The organism is Acidimicrobiia bacterium (assembly GCA_041676705.1).
In the GTDB taxonomy this organism is placed as follows: Bacteria; Actinomycetota; Acidimicrobiia; order Acidimicrobiales; family SKKL01; genus Actinomarinicola.
In genome coordinates this window covers 177,830-199,247 of the sequence record JBAYRL010000003.1, presented here as the reverse complement: position 1 = coordinate 199,247, position 21,418 = coordinate 177,830, and the positions used below count along the sequence as shown (strand labels likewise).

12 protein-coding genes are annotated in these 21,418 nt (G+C 53.8%); 7 read left to right on the top strand and 5 right to left on the bottom strand.

Translation table 11 applies throughout. The features are described from left to right. Positions 1 to 1,737, top strand: coding sequence for a dipeptide/oligopeptide/nickel ABC transporter permease/ATP-binding protein (locus tag WC184_06915; protein MFA7477611.1), 1,737 nt, complete (start codon positions 1 to 3; stop codon positions 1,735 to 1,737). Here the strand turns inward: WC184_06915 and WC184_06910 are convergent. After that, positions 1,717 to 3,255, bottom strand: a complete 1,539-nt coding sequence (locus WC184_06910; protein ID MFA7477610.1) for an MFS transporter — start codon at positions 3,253 to 3,255, stop codon at positions 1,717 to 1,719. The two genes, WC184_06915 and WC184_06910, sit on opposite strands and share 21 nt — an antisense overlap. Positions 3,256 to 3,712: 457 nt before the next feature. Here WC184_06910 and WC184_06905 point away from each other — a divergent pair, with 457 nt between their 5' ends. Both WC184_06905 and WC184_06900 read left to right on the top strand, forming a co-directional pair. Continuing rightward, positions 3,713 to 5,497 (top strand): alkyl sulfatase dimerization domain-containing protein, encoded by a 1,785-nt coding sequence (locus WC184_06905; protein ID MFA7477609.1) that lies wholly within the window; start codon positions 3,713 to 3,715, stop codon positions 5,495 to 5,497. A 132-nt stretch (positions 5,498 to 5,629) separates the two neighbouring features. Further along, positions 5,630 to 5,899 (top strand): metal-sensitive transcriptional regulator, encoded by a 270-nt coding sequence (locus WC184_06900; GenBank protein ID MFA7477608.1) that lies wholly within the window; start codon positions 5,630 to 5,632, stop codon positions 5,897 to 5,899. A gap of 128 nt (positions 5,900 to 6,027) precedes the next feature. On the opposite strand, the gene trxA is transcribed toward WC184_06900, so the two are convergent. Beyond that, positions 6,028 to 6,396: a thioredoxin gene (gene trxA, locus WC184_06895; protein MFA7477607.1), complete on the bottom strand. Its 369-nt coding sequence runs from the start codon at positions 6,394 to 6,396 to the stop codon at positions 6,028 to 6,030. A 264-nt stretch (positions 6,397 to 6,660) separates the two neighbouring features. Between trxA and WC184_06890 the strand changes: the two genes are divergently transcribed. Then, positions 6,661 to 7,695, top strand: coding sequence for an alcohol dehydrogenase catalytic domain-containing protein (locus tag WC184_06890; GenBank protein ID MFA7477606.1), 1,035 nt, complete (start codon positions 6,661 to 6,663; stop codon positions 7,693 to 7,695). A gap of 88 nt (positions 7,696 to 7,783) precedes the next feature. Here the strand turns inward: WC184_06890 and WC184_06885 are convergent, their stop codons facing one another. Together WC184_06885 and WC184_06880 are read right to left on the bottom strand one after the other, a co-directional pair. After that, positions 7,784 to 9,577, bottom strand: a complete 1,794-nt coding sequence (locus tag WC184_06885; protein ID MFA7477605.1) for an ABC transporter ATP-binding protein — start codon at positions 9,575 to 9,577, stop codon at positions 7,784 to 7,786. A 95-nt stretch (positions 9,578 to 9,672) separates the two neighbouring features. Further along, positions 9,673 to 11,403 carry an ABC transporter ATP-binding protein gene (locus tag WC184_06880; GenBank protein ID MFA7477604.1) on the bottom strand — a complete coding sequence of 577 codons (1,731 nt, stop codon included), beginning with the start codon at positions 11,401 to 11,403 and terminating at the stop codon, positions 9,673 to 9,675. A gap of 167 nt (positions 11,404 to 11,570) precedes the next feature. On the opposite strand from WC184_06880, the gene WC184_06875 reads away from it, so the two are divergent. Then, positions 11,571 to 12,335: an SDR family oxidoreductase gene (locus tag WC184_06875; GenBank protein MFA7477603.1), complete on the top strand. Its 765-nt coding sequence runs from the start codon at positions 11,571 to 11,573 to the stop codon at positions 12,333 to 12,335. 138 nt (positions 12,336 to 12,473) lie between these two features. Beyond that, a complete protein-coding gene (locus WC184_06870) occupies positions 12,474 to 13,175 on the top strand; it encodes a hypothetical protein (GenBank protein ID MFA7477602.1) in 702 nt (233 codons plus the stop codon). A 97-nt stretch (positions 13,176 to 13,272) separates the two neighbouring features. Here WC184_06870 and WC184_06865 read toward each other — a convergent pair whose 3' ends face one another. After that, positions 13,273 to 19,512 carry an Ig-like domain-containing protein gene (locus tag WC184_06865; protein ID MFA7477601.1) on the bottom strand — a complete coding sequence of 2,080 codons (6,240 nt, stop codon included), beginning with the start codon at positions 19,510 to 19,512 and terminating at the stop codon, positions 13,273 to 13,275. Positions 19,513 to 19,648: 136 nt separating this feature from the next. On the opposite strand from WC184_06865, the gene WC184_06860 reads away from it, so the two are divergent. Then, complete coding sequence (locus tag WC184_06860; GenBank protein MFA7477600.1) at positions 19,649 to 21,409, top strand: ABC transporter substrate-binding protein; 1,761 nt, start codon at positions 19,649 to 19,651, stop codon at positions 21,407 to 21,409. The last annotated feature ends 9 nt before the right edge of the window (positions 21,410 to 21,418 follow it).

Sequence of the window (21,418 nt, the reverse complement as noted above, 5' to 3'; positions counted from 1 at the left end):
TTGCCGTTGGTCGCGTTCATGCTGGTGGGGGCCTTAGCGCCAATCTTGGCGCGCTACGGAGCTAGCGAGACAAATTTATTAAGGGCTTTAGAGGCCCCCAGTTCAGCCCACTGGTTGGGAACCGATCAGCTGGGTCGCGATCAGTTTTCTCGGGTTATTTTTGCGGCTCGCACTTCTTTGTTGCTGGTAAGTGGTGTTATAAGCATCTCGGTTGTGTTTGGCCTGCTCATCGGTAGTGTAACGGGATATTTCGGTGGCAAGTTAGATCGGTTCGGACGCTGGTTGACCGACTTTGCGATGAGTATCCCGGTATTGATATTAGCGTTGGCAATTCTGGGTATCGGCGGTGGTGGAACCAGAAATCTGATCTTCGCTCTGGCGCTCTTTGGGTGGGCACCCTATGCGCGTCTGAATCGCAACGTGGTGGTAGCTAATAAAGGTTTGCTCAGTGTTGACGCTTCTCGGGCGCTTGGCGCTTCGCACCTACGGCTGCTTCGTCAGCACTTATGGCCTCTAGCGTGGCGGCCTACGGTCGTATATGCGAGCACCGATGTTGCGACGGTAGTGCTAACCAGTGCCACCTTTAGCTTTCTTGGCTTAGGGGTTGCTCCGCCTACACCTGAATGGGGCCAGATGCTGGTCGACGCGCGGCCATACCTCACTCAGGCTTGGTGGATGGTAATCCCGCCGGGGCTGGCCATTGGCCTAGTAGCGTTAGCCGCCAACTTGGTGGCCGAAACGATGGATGCGCCAGCCCCTAGTTCACAGTTGTGGGGTGCTCGGACCACGCCACGCTTAGCCCTGCCAATGATGGTAGCTGTACATCCGAATAACATGAATATTTCGGAAGAAGCGCAAGTGGTCGCTGAGGTGTCACCGGTCAAGATCAGCCAGCAGGTTTCAGGTGACCATCCACGCCTTCTTTTCGAGACCAATGACTTGGCGGTGACCTTGGCGGAGGCCAACCGTGCAATACCGGTGGTTCGAAGCGTCTCGTTTTATTTAAAAGCTGGTGAAACGCTAGGCATGGTGGGCGAAAGTGGTTCTGGCAAAACCATTTCTTCTCTAGCTCCGTGGGGGTTGGTAGGCACCCACGCCCGAGTCGACGGCTCGTCGAAGTATCAAGGATTCGAGCTAGTCGGATCAGCGGTGCCTGACCAACGGGCGTTACTCCGTTCAGAGGTCGGTGTGGTGTTTCAGGAAGCTAAATCAGCGCTGCATCCGCTAAGGACCGTTGGTGCCCAGCTAGGTGAAACCTTAGTTCTGCCGAATGGTCAACGGCCGAGCCGCCAAGTGCGTAAACGTGAAGCTATTTACTTACTCGGGAAAGTCGGCTTGGCAGTTCCATCAATGGTTTGGGGCCAATATCCGCACGAACTTTCGGGAGGAATGCTTCAGCGGGTGATGATCGCCATGGCATTGGCTAACGAACCGACGCTATTAATTGCCGATGAACCTACCTCGTCGCTGGATGTGACGACCCAGGCGGTCATCATTGAACTATTGGCCAATCTGGTGGCTGAGGCCAACATGGCGATGTTGTTCATTAGTCACAACCTGCCAGTGGTGGCCATGCTGGCTGATGAAGTGGTTACGATCGCGGATGGAGTCAGTTCGAAGCGTATTTCTACCCGAAGTTTGTTGCGCGAGTATCTTGAGGCAGGTCTCATCATTCCACCGAAATACACACGCTTGGGGCCAGCGTCTGAAGGCGGCTCAACCAGGTTGGTTGAGTGATGTCGCTCCGGCTGGCTCAGGGGTGTCGGGGCCGTGCCGGTGCACTCGTGCCGCCAAGATCGCTACGCCAAACATTATGACAGTGGCCGCCAGACCTGCCCGGTTCAGTCCCTCTACGAAAGCAGACTGCGCCGCGTGTGCTAATTGTGACCCTTGCGGTTCTCCTAAAGTAGCCGCCGCCACAAAGGCTGCCCCTAAGGTTTCTTTAGCATGAGCAATGGCGTCGGCAGGAATGTTTACCAAGCCTGAAATCTCAGTTCGATAGACGGCGGTCATGATACTGCCCAATACGGCGGTGCCTAGGGCAATACCAAGCTCATTGGCGGTTTCGGAAACCGAGGAGACTTCACCGGCCCTCCTTGGCGGAACTGAGGCCAAAATGCCGTCGATGGATACGGCCATAGCGGCGCCGAGCGAACCGTTAATGATCATGGCGGCCAGGACAATGAACCAGACTGAGGTGTTCACTCCCACGAAGAAAAGCACGGCAAAACCCGCGGCACCACCAAAAAGGCCTGCTGTTACCACCCCAAATGACCCAAAACGGCGTGCACCTTGGGGTGCCAAAATTGTAACGATGATGGATGCAGCTACCGAGGGGAGCAGATGAATGCCAGCGCTAAAAGCTGAGAGTCCTGACACCAGCTGCAGGTACTGGGTCACAAAGAACATGGCACCAGCAAAACCAAAGCACGCGATCAAGTTGCCCAAAACACCAATTCGAAAGCGTTCCTTAAAGAACAATTTGATATCGATCATTGGAGTTTCTTGGCGTAATTGTCGACGAACGAACATGATACCGCTGCCAATCCCAACGCCGAACGCGATCGCCATCATCCACGACAAGCCCCCTTCAGCAAAGCTTTTGATGGCGTAAACTGTGGGCAACATAGTGGTCATTGATAACGCTGAGCTACCCAAGTCGAACGGCCCTGGGTCAGGATCGCGTGATTCTGGGGTGAATCGAGGGGCCAGAACCAGTAGGGCCGCTGTTACTGGAGCTGCCAATAGGAACACCGACCCCCACCAATAATGATCAAGCAAGAAGCCACCAACGATTGGGCCCACTGCTGAACCGGCAGCAAAGGTAGCCGCCCAGATAGCAATGGCCAGCTGCCGTTGTGTCTCGTTGGGGAATACGTTTCGAATCAATGCCAAGGTGGACGGCAACAAGGTCGCCCCGGCCACACCTAAGACTGCTCGTGCTGCGATTAGCGCGGCCGCGCTTGGTGCAAAAGCGGCGAGGACCGAGGCAACTGAGAAACCGGCAGCGCCGAACAAAAGCAGTTTGCGGCGGCCTATCCGATCGCCTATTGCACCCATGGTGATCAAGAGACCCGCTAACACAAACGAGTAGATGTCAATGATCCACAACAAAGCAGAACTTGAGGGTTCCAGGTCGGCACTAAGGTGCGGAATAGCGAAACCCAAGATGGTGCCGTCCATCGAGATCATTAGCACTGGTAGCACCAAGACAAACAGCGCAAGCCACGGGTGTTTAGTTGGGGGAGAGTTCATTAATCACGCATTGGTCAACAGGTGAGAGTGGAAGCCAGGCTGATGGCCCAGGGGCTGGCCAGTCTCAACTTTGGCCCAGGCCCTCAGTGAGGTTAGCCCGGTTATTGCCGTGTGCCACTTCGGCCAAGACCTAGTGCGTAACGTCGTTTTCGCGATGCTGGAACATCCAAACGATGGCCGAATTCAAGAGAATGACGATCGAGCCCAGCACCGCTAAGCGTCTGGTTCGTCCCGAGCTTTCGAGGCCAGTTCAGCCGGGGTGCTTGACGTGTCAGATAATGCCATTCCTACTGTTTTATCGCCCGATCACACGAAATGTCGATTGCGACTTTTTGGGCCAGACGAACATGGTGCTGCAGCCATTAAGTAATGTGAGCCCAAATAAGACCAACTAGAGGCAGCCGTGGAACTGAACTGGAACGATACAACCGATTTTGAAAACGCTGATCGCGGTTTTATGGGCACCATTAACCCTTGTGTGATCAAAAACACGGAAGGACGTGTGGTTTGGGACGGCGATAGCTACGATTTCATTACTGGAGAAGCTCCCCCAACCGTGCATCCAAGTCTGTGGCGACAGAGCATCTTGGTTTCAAAACACGGCTTATATGAGATCACCGAAGGTATTTACCAAGTTCGTGGCTTCGACCTATCAAACATCACGTTTGTCGAGGGTGATACGGGAATTATCGTTATTGACCCGTTAATCTCAGCCGAAACCGCGGCCGCGGCCTTGCATTTGTATCGCCAGCATCGGGGCGAACGCCAGGTTAAAGCGGTGATCTACAGCCACTCCCACGTGGATCATTTTGGCGGTGTATTGGGGGTGACTTCCGCCGAGGCCGTTGAATCCGGCGAGGTACAAATCATTGCTCCCGAGGGCCTCCTGGAACATGCTATTTCTGAAAACGTATATGCCGGTGCGCCTATGGGACGTCGAGCTTCATATATGTATGGCGGGTTGCTGCCTCGCAACGCAACCGGTGCTGTGGGCTCGGCGTTGGGCCAAAATACATCTACCGGATCTGTGGGTATTCTGCCGCCCACAATTGAAATTTCCCGCACTGGGGAACGGTTGAACATTGACTCGGTAGAGATCGAGTTTCAGGTCACCCCAGACACAGAAGCACCTGCGGAAATGAACTTCTATTTCCCTGGCTTTCGAGCCTTGTGCGTGGCTGAAAACGCGACGCATGTGTTGCATAACCTGCTAACGCTACGTGGTGCTTTGGTACGTGATGCACATAGCTGGGCCCGCTACCTAACCGAAACCATTGATCTTTGGGCGGATCAATCAGAGGTGGCCTTTGCGTCGCATCATTGGCCGACATGGGGTTCCGCGGCGGTAATTAAGTACCTCTCAGCTCAGCGTGACGTGTACGCCTACCTGCACGATGAAGTATTACGGCTGATGGGTTTGGGCTATCAAGGTACCGAAATTGCCGAAATCATTACTTTGCCACCAGCGCTCGAAACCGAGTGGAGCACTAGGGGCTACTACGGTTCAATCAGCCACAACGTGAAGGCTATTTATCAGCGGTATATGGGTTGGTTTGATGGCAACCCCGTGAACTTGTGGACCCATCCGCCTAAGCCGCTAGCAGATCGTTACGTGGCGGCCATGGGTGGAATAGAAAAGGTATGTGAGCTAGCTGAAACTGCGGTTGCAGAAGATGACTTGCGCTGGGCCGCCACGCTTTTGGGTCACGCCGTGTTTGCGGATGAAAGCCACGAGACGGCCAAAACGGCGTTGGCTGATGTGCTAGAGAAACTGGGCTTTGGCTCGGAAAATGCTATTTGGCGAAACTTTTATTTAACCGGGGCCATGGAGCTGCGTAATGGGGTAACACCACTGCCGGGACGTCCGGGTGGGGCGTTAATGAAACATCTGCAGCCCTCGCAGATTTTTGATTCGATGGCCATCAACATCGACGGTCCCAAGGCCTGGAACCTTGACCTAGAATTCGATTTTATTTTCACAGATTTGTCGCTGCGATACCGGGTCACGCTACGAAACGGAATTTTGGTACACCGTCGAGCCCAATCACACTGGTCCGCGGCGCGAACCACGGTGACTTTAACCAAAGATCGACTGTTTGGTTTGATTCTGGGTGATCTTGAAAGTGCTGGTCTTGAGATAGTTGGTGACTCGGCCGCCGTAGGGGAGTTCCTGGGCGTACTCTCGGCCCCCAATCGTAGTTTTCCTATTATGACCCCGCGTGATGAATACGAGGCCCCTTAGATTAATACAACCTTTGGGCCCACTTTACGTGTTCAGTTGGTCACTAACAGTGATTATGAAGGCACACTTAGGGCCGACTTACGCTAACGTGTATACCTATCTATTACGCAGTATTTGGCTAGGCCGGTAGGTATGAAATTTCCTGATGAGGTAAGTGAAGAAGCCCTGCGGCGTTTAGCGCGCGCCGAAGGACAGGTGCGTGGTGTGCAGCGGATGCTGGAAGAGGGTGCTAGCTGTAAGGATGTGATAGCCCAGCTGAACGCGGCACAAGGCGCGCTTCGCAGAACGTCGCTTCGATTGATGTCGGCAGGGATGCGTTATTGCATGAACAATCCCGACGAAGCCGAGTCTGAGGGCATGACTGTGGAAGAGATGGAAGCGCTCTTTCTGAACCTGAAATAGGTCGACCTGAATTACTCGGCTGCTGAATTGCACAGTCTTCGCTGAAAATCTTTGAGAAAGTTAGAGCCTCACCAAGAAGTAGATTGCCTTGGTGAGGCTCTAACTAAGTAGCTCTAAATCAGCTTGGTTTAGTTCGAGCTGTTTTGGGCCTCAATGTCGGCACGTACTTGTTCCATGTCAAGTGCCTGGGCCTGTGAAATTAGATCGTCCAGTGCTGCGGCCGGTAGCGCACCAGCCTGGTTAAAGAGCAAAATGCCATCGCGAAAGAGCATGAGCGTCGGAATCGACATGATTCCTGCTGACCCTGAGAGGTTTTGCTCGGCTTCTGTATCGATTTTACCGAAGGTGATTTCAGGGTACTTGGTAGCTGCTTCTTCGAAGATGGGCGCAAAGGTGCGGCATGGACCACACCAGGCGGCCCACCAGTCAACCAGGACTATGCCATCTTTCGAGACGGTATCTTCGAAGGTGTCTGCGGTGAGGTTTATTGTGGACACGTTTTGCCTTTGCTGTAGCGAGACAGTTTTCTGAGTTTGAAGATTGAATGGCTTTATCAGTAGCCAAACATTTTCAACCAGCCACGACCGGCTAATATTCCAATACTACACAATTCTATGGAATATCGGTGAACCGCTCGTTCGGTTTATCTGAACCACGCGAGCCATACTCAGAAACGTTAGCGCTCTAGGATTAACGCTGAGGTGGGCTAAACCACCAGTTAGACATTGGTTTAACGCTAACGGGAAAAGAGGGGGAATCCTATGAGAGCATTCCAACTTGTTGCACCAGGTGTCACCGAGCTGCGAGAAGTTGATACGCCGGTGCCTGGTGCTGGCCAGGTGTTGTTGAAAGTAACCGGGGCTGGCGTATGTCATTCCGATCTACACATACTTCATGCTCCTGCCACGGTTTTCCCCACCCCAATGACCTTTGGTCACGAGGTCTCGGGCACCGTGGCCCTGGCCGGTGAAGGTGTTGTTGGCTGGGAGGAAGGGACCCCTGCTTTGGTCTACATCTGCTGGGGTTGTGGTCGCTGCAGTGCTTGCTTGGTAGGTGCCGAAAACTATTGCCGTGCCTACCCAAGAAGTACGGTTCCCGGTGGTGGGCTAGGCCTTGATGGCGGCATGGCCGATTATGTGGTGGTACCAGCGCGCCATCTGGTGCCACTTGGTGATTTAGACCCCATTGCCGCCACGCCTTTAACCGATGCTGGGTTAACGCCCTACCATGCCATTGCTCAAGCCCGCTCGCGCTTGAACCCAAGCTCTACCGCAGTAGTGATCGGTGTTGGTGGCTTGGGACACGTCGGCCTACAGATTCTTAAGGCCACCACTGGGGCGACTGTCATCGCCGTCGATACCGATGAGGCGCGCCTCGCCCAAGCAACCGAGTTGGGTGCCGACCATGTGCTCCTAGCTGAGACCAACACCGCAACCGACATTCTGGCGCTCACCAATCAGGTCGGTGCCGATGCCATCTTCGATTTCGTTGGGCTCGATTCAACCTTGGATATTGCTGGCAACGCCGTGCGTTCCGCAGGTCAAATAATGCTGGTTGGTTTAGGCGGCGGTACTTTGCCGATGAGCGCTATAGGGATGGCCGCACCGGTACCTTGGGGCGTTACTGTGCAAAAACCATATGGTGGCACTCGCCGTGACTTGGCAGAAGTTGTAGCGCTAGCTGCGGCCGGGCGAATTCATGTGGCAGCTACTGCTTTCCCCCTTGATGACGCCGCCAAAGTTTTTGCCCAGCTTGAACGCGGAGAAATTCTTGGCCGGGCCGTGTTGGTTCCCTAAGAATCCAACGCTTCTGCCACCCGCGCCACGATCAGCGCCCTGTTTGGCTACCTGGTTTTCACCTGGCGAACCAAGCTACCAACCGAAGCTAGTTACCAACCGGGGCGTCAATATCGACGGAAGCGGCTTGGAACTGCGAGTTGTATAGGCGATGATACGCCCCTTGGGCTGCTAGCAGGTCGTCGTGTGAACCTTGCTCCACAATTTGGCCGTCCTCCATCATCAATATGATGTCGGCGTCACGGATAGTGGAGAGGCGGTGTGCGATCACAAAGCTCGTCCGCTGTGCTCTCAAGTTTGCCATGGCTTCTTGGATCAACACTTCGGTTCGGGTATCTACCGAGCTTGTGGCCTCGTCCAAAATGAGAATAGAAGGGTTGTTGAGAAAGGCTCGGGCGATGGTAATGAGCTGTTTTTCGCCGGCACTTAGGTTGGTACCGTCTTCGTCGATAACCGTTTCGTAGCCGTCCGACAACGTGTGCACAAAACGGTCAACATATGCCGCCCGGGCGGCCTGCAAGATCTGTTCATCGGTGGCTTCGAGGTTGCCGTATTTGAGGTTTTCCCAAATGGTGTCTTCGAAGAGCCAGGTGTCTTGTAAAACCATCCCCACATGGCTGCGCAGCTGGTCGCGACGTAGGTCGGCGATGTTGACACCATCAAGGCTAATTTGGCCATCGTTCAGTTCGTAGAACCGCATTATCAGGTTTACCAACGTAGTTTTACCAGCACCTGTAGGACCGACGATGGCTATGGTTTCGCCGGGGTTAGCCACTAGCGAAAGGTGCTCTATCAGGCGTTTGTCAGGGCTGTAAGAGAACGAGACGTCGCTGAAAACTACGCGACCTTCAACGGTTTCCAACGATGGTGGGTTGGTCGGTTCGGCGCTTTCTTCTTCTACGTCTAGGAACTCAAAAACTCGCTCTGCCGAGGCAATTCCCGACTGCACCATGTTCATCATGCCCGCCAAGGTACGAAGAGGCTGGGTGTATAAGCGAGCGTATTGAATGAATGCCTGAAGCTGGCCAATAGTCATTCGACCGCTCGTAATCATGAAACTTCCAGCCACGGCCACGAACAAATAGTTGAGGTTACCAAGCAATGACATCATGGGTTGGGTGATGCCCACGATGAACTGGGCCTTATAACTGGCTTCGTATAGCTGGTCGTTAACTGTCGAGAACTCGGCTTCAACCTGGCTTTGTCGCCCGAACACTTTTACTAGCGAGTGCCCGGTAAAGGACTCTTCCACAATGGAGTTCAACTCGCCGGTATGGCGCCACTGTGCCCCGAATCGTTTTCGAGACTTTCTCCCTACGAACTTCACGATCCACAACGAAACGGGAATCATTACCACGGCAAAGATTGCTAATAGCGGCGAAATCCAGGCCATCATGAACACCACGCCAACCACCATCAGCAACTGGTTGAGTACCTGGCTGACGCTCATTTGAAGGCTTTGTGTGATGTTGTCGATGTCGTTGGTAACGCGACTCAACAAGTCGCCCCTGGGGGTGCGGTCGATGTAGTGCAAAGGCAGACGGTTTATCTTGTCTTCTACGCTTTCGCGTAGCCGGAACATGGTTCGGTGAACCACTCCCGCCATGATGTAGGCGGTTAGCCACGACAATGCTGCACCCACGACGTAAATAATTACGGCGGTAGTGAGGACCGTTAAGAGCTTTGAGCGGTCTAAGCCATCACCGCTAAAGAGCCCGTCTACGATGACATCGGTGGCTTGACCCAGTAAACGAGGACCATAAACAGTCATGCTTACGCTAATAATCACCGAAACCAAAATGACGGTGATGAAGATGCGTTCGGGTCGCAGCAGATCTTTGACACGCCGCAGCACCGCTTTGGGGTCGGCCGAAGTGGACATGGGGGGCGCACCCGGCCCGGCCCAAGCGTTTCGAGTTAGTGCCTGATCACGGGTTGAGAGGCGAGCACCGGATTCTGGTTGTTGAGCGTTGTCGTTCAACTCTTTGCCTCCACACTCATTTGCGAGTCGACGATCTCAACATAGGTTGGGCAGGTGGCCAAGAGTTCGTCATGGGTGCCAAGTCCGACCACGGAACCTTCCTCTAGCACCACAATTTGATCAGCGTTCACAATGGTGGACACCCGTTGCGCCACCAAAATAGTGATGGCGTTGGCGGTATAGGGCACCAGAGCAGCTCTCAGGTTGGCGTCGGTGGTCAAATCTAGGGCCGAGAACGAGTCGTCGAAAAGATAGATATCTGGTTTGCGGATAAGGGCGCGGGCAATCGCTAATCGCTGGCGTTGCCCACCTGAAACATTGGTACCGCCTTGGGTGATCTGCGAGTAGATGCCCTCGGGCATGGCCGCCACGAAGTCGGCACCTTGGGCCACTGTCAAGGCTTCCCAAATCTCTTCTTCGGTCGCATCTTCTTTGCCGTAGCGAAGATTGTCGGCAATGGTTCCAGAGAAGAGGAAAGGACGCTGCGGAATTAGGCCGATTCTGGCCCACAGGTCATCTAGGTCAAGCTCACGTATGTTGGTGTCGTCGATTAAGATTGCACCGCCTGTGACATCGAAAAGTCGAGGTACCAGGTTCAAAAGCGTTGTTTTACCCGAGCCGGTGCTACCAATAATGGCAGTTGTTTCCCCAGGTCGAGTGGTAAACGAAACAGAGCGGATCACGGGTTCCTCGGCACCTGGGTAACCGAAAGTCACCTCTCGCAGCTCAAGTGCGCCGCGGTGTCCAACATCGCTGCGGGCGTGGCTGGGGTTTGTAACCGAAGCCTCGGCCCTTAACGCTTCCATAATTCGATTGCCAGAAACAGCAGCCCTAGGCAACATGACGAACATGAAGCTTGACATCATGACCGCCATTAGCACCATCACGATGTAGCCCAAGAACGCCACCAGCGAACCAATTGACATCTCGCCAGCATCGATGCGCAACGCGCCGTACCAAATGATGGCCACACTGGCACCGTTTTGAACCAGCATTACCGCGGGGAAAAGGACAGCCATAATGCGGCCAGTGCGAAAACCGGTGTCGGTTAAAGCCTGGTTAGCCGTAGCGAACCGTTTCTCTTCGGCGGGTTCACGCACGAAAGCTCGAACCACCCGGATGCCGGTGATTTGTTCGCGTAAGACGGTGTTTACATCGTCGATACGGTCTTGCATGAGAGTAAAAATGGGGTGCGCTTTGCCCATCAAGGTGCCCGCGACTAGTGCAAATAATGGTATTGAAATTAAGAGCACAATAGAAAGCGAGGCATCTTCTCGAATCGCCATGTAAGTACCAAAAACACCAGTTATGGGTGCCATAACAGCCATGGTGCAGGCCATGTGAATCATGGCTTGTATTTGTTGAACATCATTGGTGATACGCGTGATCAGCGTAGGGGCACCAAAGTGGCCCATTTCTTGCGAAGAGAAGCCGGTTACCTTGTGGAAGAGGTCTTGGCGAATCTCGCGACCGGCCGCCATTGAGGCGCGAGCGGCGAAATATATTCCGGCTACCAAAGCCAGGCCTTGACTAATGGCTATTATCATCATCCAGCCACCAATTGACCAGATAGCACCGCTGTCGTTTTGAACAACGCCCTTGTCGATTATGTCAGCCGTGACACGTGGTAATAGCAGGGTGAAGATTGCTTGAAGAACCTCAAAAACCAGCACGCCGAAGAGCAGTGCTTTCACCCGAGGCATATAAATCTTTAACAATTCAAGCATTAAACAATCCCCCGACCGGGCACGACCAGTGCCGCGATCATCTGAGGCAGGCTAACCAAGAATCTTCTTTACTAAGTAAATGAGTGACATAAGTCATAATAGTGCTGGTGGTTGGAGCAACACGTGTTTGATCTGACTCGCCGCCACTAAGGCTCTAGCGTGGCGGAATGAACGAAGTTGCATTGGTATCTGGGGGCGGTCGAGGTATTGGCCGCGCAATTTGTTTGAAACTCGCCCAGGCGGGCTATGACATAGCGGTTAATTACCGCCGTGATGAAGAGGCGGCCGCGGCCACCGTCGCTGAAATTGAAGCATTAGGTCAAAGGGCAATCGCCGTGGCAGCCTCAGTCGATAATTGGGATGCTTGCCAAGCCATGGTGGACAGGGTGGTGGAAGAGCTGGGTGCTCCCAGCGCGCTCGTCCACAATGGAGGAATTGCGAGCCGCGGGAATAGCGTAGTGGACACCGAGCTAGACGAGCTGGACCGTGTGATCCGTACCCATGCCTACGGTGGGTTTCATCTTGCCAAACTTTGTGTTCCTTACATGAAAGAACGCAATAGCGGAAACATTGTCATGATTTCGTCGGTAGCTACTGATTCAAATGGTGCGAATGGCTCGCCTTACAATATGGGGAAGGCGGCTCTCGAAGCCTTAGCCTTCACACTGGCGAAAGAAGTTGTCGGCCACAATATTCACGTCAACGTGGTAGCACCCGGACTGGTTGCCACTGATATGGGTGACCGTTTAACTAAGGCCACCACTGGGGGAAGAGCGCAAAACGCTGCAGATCTTGATGCCAACGCCCCTTTCGGGCGTGTTTGTCGCCCCGACGATGTGGCCAACGTTGTGGCGTTTTATCTATCTGATCATGCCGGCTACGTGACAGGGACACGTATTCGCGTCGACGGCGGTGGCGCCCTTCGGTTTTGATGTCTCAGGTGCCAACTCCGGCGTGTTAGATCAGTTATGCACAGCGTCACCTCCGATGGAATTGGCGCGACGTCGCGTTGGTTACACTTTGTGTCAGTTTGAAGGCCAACTATGGCCTAAAGAAAGGCGGGCTTGTCCGTGAGCGATACTGAAGAACCCATACCATTACCCGATCTGCCCGGTGCGCCATACGACATCGAGTTCTTTTTCGATCCCGGCTGTCCATTCGCCTGGCAAACTTCGGTTTGGATACGACGAGTCGCCGAGCTCGAGAGTGTCCGAGTGGGATGGCGTTTCATTTCGTTAAAATTCTTGAACGAAGATTCGGATGAGCCAACTCAGGCTGCCGAGGGTCGAATGCGGGGGCTGCGTTTTCACCGTATTTGCGCCGCGGTGCGGGAACGGTTCGGCAATGAAGCTGTGGGGAACTTGTACAAAGCTTACGGCGAACGGTTTTGGTACCAAAATGCCACGGGCACATATTTGGAACGAGCGGCCTTCGGTGCCCAGGCCGCCAAGCTCGATGAAATCCTTGACGAGCTGGCGCTTCCGCAGGACCTACTAACCGAGGCCGACAACGAATCGTACGATCAGCTGATTAGAGCGGAAACCGATGGTGCGTTGGCCCGTACCGGTGCCGGTGTGGGTACACCGATCATTACGTTCGATCCGCCACATGGGAACTCGCTGTTTGGCCCGGTTATTAGCAGTGTGCCTGATGACGACACGGCGGTGGAATTTTATCGTGCTCTGCGGGTGTTCGCTGATTTCCCAGATTTTTCAGAGTTGAAACGAACTAAACGTCCACCGCTTGATCTACCGCTCTATAAGCAGGATTAAAACGATTTCCTACTTGATTTGAGTGGCCTCTACCTTTCGGTGCACTGGTAGCGGCCACTCGAATATAGGGCTGCATACGCATGCGGCCGATCAGCACCTAGTCAGTGGCCACCACCTGAACCAAGGCCGTTCCTGAACGTCCAAAGACTTCCGGTGCATAAATCTCTTCGGCCCGCGTGGGCGGCGTAACGAAGCTACCGGGGGTAGTGGCTCTCGCCAGGTAACGGTATTCGTACACCCCCGCACCCAGATAGGCCGAGAAGACTTCGGCACGGTCATCACGCTGATTAGTGTGGTCGAACCACCATCGCCAGCGATACGAAAGCGGCCAAGGTTGATCCGCGGGAGGATCTTCGGGCAAATCGACCTGTGGAGTGTTGGCGAAGTTCGGATTAATAATCTCAAGTCCGGCTGGTAGCGGATCGATCAATGCCACATTGCGCCGGTCGCTTTCGGCCACCATCGTCACCCGTACCGCCACATTGGCACCGGCCTTGATTTCCCAAGTGCCGTCTGTGTTCTGTCGCACATCGTCGGGGTTATCCACGGCTTCGTATTGGCGTGAAACCACAAAACCCTCATCGCGGGGGTCTAGCCGTAGGTCATTCGGCGCGTACTTCAATCCGAGCCGGTAGTACAGGCGTCCAACCCCACTTTTTGCTACCACCAAAGACGTCATATTTTCGGGCTTAGAGCTCTGCTGAAGTGAGTTTTCGCTGTTATTTGATGGTTCTGAGAGCCCTATGAGGGTTGCCATCGGGATAGTGGATAAGACTGAAGTGGTCGAATATCCGCTCCATTCGGTCTCGGTGACCAGGGTTTCGCCCAGCCAAACTCGAGCCACGAACTCGGGTGATTCAGCCTCGAAAGCATCGAAATAGGCCTTAAGTGCCAGCAACACAAAACTGTTTTCTTGAACCGATCCCCAATGCCCGGCCGGATTACGCTTGTTACCAATTAATCCATTCACGACCTTGGGGATAAGGTCAGAATCTGGGTCGAGGTTAATTAAGGCATCTAGAACCAACGCTGTAGCGCGGGTATCCGAGGCCAACACAACGTAACTGTCTTCATAAACACTGTTGGTGAACGTTACGGCACCAGCGGTATCGACAGCTCGATTGTGTACCTCTCGTTCAATTGTTTTTTGATGGGCGTTGTTTACCAGTGGCCAAAGCCTGGCCAAACCCTCCAAATCGAGCCTGTCTTCGTTCGATTGGAAGAATGAATCAGCAGCTGTTGCAACGTCGATACCGGCCTGATCTTTTACTGATAGGGCATAGGCAATAACGCTTAGACGCGCTTCATGTGACCAATCGGCTGGAATGTGTTGTTCTATCCACTCGAGATAGTTGAGCCCTTGAGACAAGGCAGCTTCGTTAACCACGTAACCGGCGCGCTTGGCCTCTACCAAAGCATGCACAACCTGGGTTGAACGATACGGATCAGAAGGCTGGTCGCGACGCCACATGGGCCAACCACCGTCGCCGTTTTGCTGAATTACAAGACGGGCTAAATCAGCGCTCACCATCTCACTCAGCGCAGACGGCGAGGGTAATTCCGGTGAGTTGAAGGCATCAAGCACATCGCGCAGCGCCACAACCGAAAGTATCCGTGATGCTAAGGCGTCGCTGTGGTCCAATGGATAGTCCACCAAGGTGATTACAGCGTCGGCCAGAGCCGCCAATGCCGTAGAGGACGTGGTTATTTCCAGGCCACCAAACTCCTCGAACACGTTCGTCGGGGGCGTGAGCGGCAGACCATTGGCACCGTCATCAATCACGCCATAGGTAGCGAACGCTTCTCGGGTGGCTGGCGTGAATACGGGAATTTCAACTTCAACCGAATCTCGTGATTCACCGGTTTCAGCACTTAGACGGAAACGAGCCGTACCGGCATTCTCGGTACGAACGGGCAAGCGCACCTCTACCCGATTATGTGCTGGCACCTCAACCACGAGACCTTTAGCTCCAAGTGCTTCCAAATTGTCGGTCTCGAGTATCAATTTAGTCTGCATCGGCTGATCGGTTTGGTTTTGCAGTACGAAAGGAAGTTGAAATTCGTCCCCGAAATTCGCAAATCGGGGCGCAGACGGGCGGATTTGGAGTGGCAGCCCGGTAGACAAGGTGCTTTCGCCCATTCCGAAATGTTCTGGACCCTTCGCTACCTGGGCCACCAAACGATAACGGGTCAGGCTCTCGGGCAGCTCGAACGAGCTAATCACCTGGCCTGCTTCATCGGTTTGGAGCAGCGGAGCGAAAATAGCCAAGGCATCAAAGTTCGATCGACTTAACGTGATGGCGTTGCCAGCTCCAGCGCTGGTGCCATCAGAATCTGAAGCAGCGGAACTTAAACCTCTTTCGCGTTGTGCCATGTCGGCTGAGTCTTCTGGGGCGACATTGAGCTCTGCCTCCTCGTCGCCGAAATCGCTGGTTCCGATTCGGTCGTTGCGGAGGGTGCTGCGACTTGAAAACGCTGCCACGTAATCACCAAAGGGTTCGTACATGGCAGTAATTGGATTAACGGCCGTGTAACCGCTTAGTGCCAATACCGCTTCGTCGACCGCCACCAACGTAACTTCAGCATTCGGTACAGCCTTACCAGCTTGATTCGTGACGCTCACCCGTACTTCTGCGCTTGCGCCGGGCGTATAGCTTTCCTCAATCGGCGTTACTTCGACGTTCAGCTGGCGTTGAACTGGTGGTACCGAGATATAGAGCGAATTGTTTGCCCATGCTGGACGGTTGGTAAGGGTTTGGTTCGCCGAGGTAGCTCCTGCGCCGGCGGTGTGAGTACCGGCAACGGTTACGAATAGCTCAAAGCCTGGTACCGCTGATTCCTCAATCGGAATCTCGAGGGTGGCAGCATTGTCAACAAGGGTGAAGTTGTGTGTTGCACGAATTCCAGCACGACTAATAACGTACACACCTTCTGAAGCCTCAAACGGTGCCTGCACCAAAACCTGGGCAGTCTCACCGTGACGGTAGGTTGGGGCGTTGGGCACCAACTCTAAAGTCTCGGCTTGGTTGTACCCGAAGGAGGCAGGGTCTTGTGCGCCCTTAACCCAATGAATTATCTCAGTACGTGTGAAACCGCCCTGGTCGTCTTCGACGGTGGCGCTTAGGCGGTATTTGCCGGCCTTATTGGCCGAGAAAGTAACTTCGGCGGAATCGGCCGTCGATCGCAGAGCCTGGTATTGCTCGTCGACGCCAACCTCGCTCCATTCTCCATTGGCATAACGTTGTTCCAAACGCGCCAGTTCAAATCTCACTTCACGATCTTGGGAAACGTTGCCGTCAATATCGGTAACAATAAACTTGGTATCAAAAGCCTCGTTGACCTCGCTGAAGGTACGAGCTGATTGCATACCCACGTAATTAGAACCCGAGTGCACCAGAGCTTCGACATTGGAACCTAACTCCACCCGGTTGATGTCGGTCACGGCTGCCGAAGCGCTAATAACCAGTGGTTGGCCATCGTTGGTGCCCGACATTTCCACTCGTAGAGTTGATTTACCCTCGGCGTTGGTTACACCCTCAAACTTCTCAGTTTTTTGAGGTTCTGGTTCTGGCCAACCTGGAGCGCTGACCCCACGAGACATGCCCAACTCGTCAAGGAGCATCGGCCCGCTGCCGTAACGCATAATCGGGTAATCTTCCCACCAGGGTCGCCAAATTCCGAAGGAATAATCGGACCAATTCGGTGGCGAATACTGACCGGTTGAGTAGGCAACATCCCAACGAATGGGGGCTTGTGCCAACGCGCCACCGCCCAAGTAATTAGCCGAAAGGTTCACATCAAGGGGTTGTTGCAATAGCTGTGCGGCGCTCGAGTTCAACTCAGTTTTCACTTCGAAATCGGGCCGACGAAATTCTGCTAGCTGTAATGAGTGGGAATGGGTCTGATTGTCAATATTGCGTTCATCGCTAAGCCGGAAATTCACCCAACCTTGACCCAAGTTGGCCCCCTCAGCCACCCGAAAGGCCACATCAAAGCCGCCTTGTTGGCTTAGCTCGGCGGTACCTTCGGCAATGGTGTTACCAAAAGCATCGCTTGCGGTGTAGCTGACGCTAGTGCCGAGAGGAAGCTGAAGCTGAGCGTCGCCACTTCGAGTTAACTTACGAACCCAACCTTTAATGTTCACGGTTTCACCGGGTTGGTGTAGACCTCGATCGTCGAAGGTGTGCCAACGCAGTTGATCTTTGATAGTGCCATTTCCCGTGAAGTTGGTGAATATGTCGTCGATGATGACTGAGTCATCGCCGCGCTGACCTACCAGGTAACCCAAATTCGAGGCTTTGCTGATCTCAGCTATTCCGTTATTCCCGGAGATACCCCATACATCATTAGGATTGGTAAAGATCTCGACGTTTTTGGTTGGTTGACCGGTAGCAAGCTGGGTAGCCACCACCACGGATGATTTTTCACCCGCCAAGACTTCAAGGCCGATTTCGCTGCGTTGGAGCCATACCACCCTCGGTCGAACTTGCCAGTAATTATTGTCGTTGGGGCTGAAACGTTTGGTTGGTTGTATAACCGCCACCAAATGTCCAAACTCGGGTAGGTATTCATCGAGGTTTATGGTTGTTAGCCCAAGATTTCCGTCAGACCCGGCGGCTTCGGTCGTGAAATCGGCAATTTCCGGGAACGGAATCTTTAAACTTTCATCCCAAAACCATTGGAACTGTGATTCTTTGAACGTTGAGTAGTCGCTAGTAGAAACCTCATAAAGCTGAACCCTGAGACGGTCCAAGCCGCGGGTTTGAAATTGCAATTGTGCTTGATCAGTTTTGGGGTCAAGCGTGATTAATGGCAGATCAAGGCCAAAAATGGCGGGTGTAGCTGTTCCGAAGTCGATGGTTCTGGTCTGCTCGCTACCCAGGGATTGACCGTAGATGTCGCTTAGATCAGCGGGAAAGTTAATGGTGTAGGTGGTCTTGGCTTGCGTTGCCCCCGAAATCAGTAGACGGTTGCCCGAAACGTTGATCACCAAATCTTCAATGCGGGGCTCGATTCGAAATTTTTCGGGTCGAAACTTGGTGACGTCGATGGAGGTTGACATTTCCACCACCAAGGTGTCACCGGGGCGGCAAGTGCTTTCGGTCATACATGCGATTTTAGAAATTGACAGCTTGGGGTAGGTTTGCCCGTAGAAAGTGCTGTCATCCGACGAGGTGGAAGTGCCTTCGGCGGAGCCCAGTTTGGCCCCAAAGCGCAGCGTGACCGTGGAATTAAGTGGTAGCGGCTCGGTTGGTGTTAAGGCAACGGCACGTCCATTAGGCGTGGCCTTAAATAGGGCCGAGGCTGCCTCGTCTTGGTCGATCTCATCATCGCGAGCCAAGCGGATGGGGTAAGTGGTGCCATCAGCTTCGAGCTCGATATGTTCAAGCGTCTCGTGGGCCTTGACTAGTTGATTGAACACCGCCACCACTACGGGACGTGATTCGAGGTATTCCGGTTGTTCCCAGGGCGAAAGCTTGGCCGGGGAGTCGGTTGAAAACCGACTAACGGTCGAGACGTCAACGGTCGGAGTTTCAAATTCGAAAGAGTAATCCTCGCTGAGACTCACCCCAGATGCTGAAGTCATCTCCGCTGGAATGACCACCGTGTATTTGGTGGAAGCAGGAAAGCGGTCGAGCGTTTCGCCATTGATGGTCGGCGCTGGTGAAAAACGTAGGGTGTTCGTGCCGAGCCAGTGCCAAGAACCATCAACGTGGGGCGAAATAGTAATTGGTGGCACTTGTTGCGCTAGCTGTTCCAGTGTGGCCAGCGCCACCATGGGCTGGTTGAAGGTCACGCTTAGAAAGGGTGCTACCTCGACTGCGCCAACCGGGCTAGTACGGATTACTTCCACATCGCCATATTCGATGGTGTCTTGGTCGGCGGTATCGGTTTGTGGAGGTGGAAACTGGGCCTGTTCAGTGACGCCACTGCGTGGTGGTAGCAGTGATTGCGCGGGCATGTTCCAGGCCTGGGCAAGGTCGCTACTGGTGACAAAGGTTGAAAAGTGACTTAGAACAGCTTTGATGGACTCTTCATCCAGGGGCGAGCCAGCTACTAAAGAGGGTTTGTCAGCTTCCGGTTCTTCCACAACATCACGGTTACTAAGGCGCAAGACAACATCGGTTTGACCTGGATTGGTGGGGTCTGTGTTGAGTTGGTCGATGACTTCTCTACCACCTTCTTGAAGGGGTTTACGGCTATCTCTAGCAATGGCGCCAGTCATTAGTGGCGCCACAATCGCTAAGACCACAAAAATGGCGATGGCGGCAACGCCTTGCCGATCTTTGGTGGCTTGGGTCGCGAATTCCCTCGGGTTAGCGTCTTTGTCATTCATCGAAACATAAGACGTAGCAAGTTATCAATAAGTTCCCGCTCACTATCAGGCCTTATTCTCGCTTTTGCCGACATTGCGAAGCGGAACCTCCTAGTGTGACCTCCGGCACGTATTTACAAAAAGTGAGGCAATAGGGGTGGAACTTATTTACCGTAAATCTCGGTTTTTGGCATTAGCTTTGGTGGTAGCTCTATTCGGCGCCGCTTGTGGCAGCAGCGACGACGACTCGGGTAGCGCAACCTCGACCACGCTTTCGGGCACATCCACGACCGAGGGCGCAGATGACAACAATGATGATGCCAATGAAGCCAAATACGGAGGTTCGTTGGTGGTGGGCATTAGTGCCGAAACCAATACCTGGACTCCGGGGCTCGCCAACCTAGCGGCTAGTGGCATGACCGTGGCACATGCCATTTACGATCCGTTGGTGTGGCTCAACAGTAACGGTGAATTTGTGGGTTACTTAGCGGAATCAATTGAGGCCAACGAAGACATCACGGCGTGGACGCTAAAATTGCGCGAAGGAGTTACTTTCCACGACGGCACTGCTTTAGATGCTGAGGTGGTGAAGTGGAATTTCGATAACTTACATTTTGCCCCTACCTCTCAGAGCTATGGGTATCTGGTCGCCGCCAAGGTCGACAACCTAGAGGTCATCGATCCGCTGACGGTTAGGTATAACCTCACCGAAGCGAACTCGGCGTTCCCCGATCTATTGCGCGGCGGTCCTGGCTTGGTGGTATCCCAAGCCGCCTATGAAGCTGACCCGGATGGATTCGGTGATCACCCCGTCGGAACCGGTCCTTTCATGATGAAGGAATGGCGACGTGATGACCGTGCCGTGGTTACACGCAACGAGAACTATTGGATGAAGGATGCCAATGGCGACCAACTGCCGTATCTCGACCAGATCACGTTCCGACCTATTCCCGACGGTGAAAGTCGCTATCAAGCCCTAATGGCGGGCGACATTGACGTGATACAAACTAACGACGGCACCGACATCGCCAATCTCGTGGAGCTGAGTAATGGCAACGATTTTGCCGTGACAGTTGTGAAGAATAACAGCGCTGGGGCCATCTTGTTGAACGTGTTGGTACCCCCAATGGATGACGTGAGGATACGCCAAGCGCTCTTGATGGCCGGAGATTCAGAAGCTGCTCGTGAGGTGCTGGGAACTCTCGCCGAGGCCGAGGCGGCGACCGGTTTTTACGCTTCCGACAGTCCGTGGTATTCCGCGGAAGCGGCACAGGTATACAACGATCTAGTAGACGCCGGTCTTGAAAAAGCCGTGGAACTAGTCGAGGCCTATAAGGCTGACCCAGCACGTTCCGATGGTGGCAGCCCCGGTGATCCAGTTGAGATTACCTACACCTGCGCTACCGATCCCACCTTGGCCATCTTGGCTCAGCTGCAGCAGTCGCTGTGGGCTCGCGCGGGAATCAACACCACGCTTGAGTCGTTGGATGAAGGCACCATGGTCACGAACGTGGTGGGAGGCGTTGATACTGAACCACGCTTCAAAGGCACTTACATGGCTAACTGCTGGCAGGCGGGTGGAGGTTTGGAAGATCCTCTCTCAACCTTGGGTCCATTCTTTGGTGCCGTGGCGTCGTCACCCGGCAACTTCACCAACTACACCAACGCTGCCATTGATGAAGAAATCGATGTGCTGCGCACAAGTGACGACTTTGCTACCCGTTACGGTGCCGTTGAGAAGATTCAGAAAGTGGTGGCTAGTGAGGTTCCGATTATTTGGTCATCACAATCAATTTCAGCCGTTGGGTATCGGGCCACGATTGTAGGCATCGCCGACTGGACGCTACCGTCAGGTGAAGCGGGCACTGGCAACCCTGATGGAACAATGAGATTCCATCAAGTAGCGCTTGCCCAATAATTACCAAAC

Coding starts and splice junctions, on each gene's coding strand:
- WC184_06910 (MFA7477610.1), bottom strand. CDS start 3,255: ATGAACTCTCCCCCAACTAAACACCCGTGGCTTGCGCTGTTTGTCTTG.
- WC184_06890 (MFA7477606.1), top strand. CDS start 6,661: ATGAGAGCATTCCAACTTGTTGCACCAGGTGTCACCGAGCTGCGAGAA.
- WC184_06885 (MFA7477605.1), bottom strand. CDS start 9,577: ATGTCCACTTCGGCCGACCCCAAAGCGGTGCTGCGGCGTGTCAAAGAT.
- WC184_06900 (MFA7477608.1), top strand. CDS start 5,630: ATGAAATTTCCTGATGAGGTAAGTGAAGAAGCCCTGCGGCGTTTAGCG.
- WC184_06905 (MFA7477609.1), top strand. CDS start 3,713: ATGGGCACCATTAACCCTTGTGTGATCAAAAACACGGAAGGACGTGTG.
- WC184_06875 (MFA7477603.1), top strand. CDS start 11,571: ATGAACGAAGTTGCATTGGTATCTGGGGGCGGTCGAGGTATTGGCCGC.
- WC184_06880 (MFA7477604.1), bottom strand. CDS start 11,403: ATGCTTGAATTGTTAAAGATTTATATGCCTCGGGTGAAAGCACTGCTC.
- WC184_06865 (MFA7477601.1), bottom strand. CDS start 19,512: ATGAATGACAAAGACGCTAACCCGAGGGAATTCGCGACCCAAGCCACC.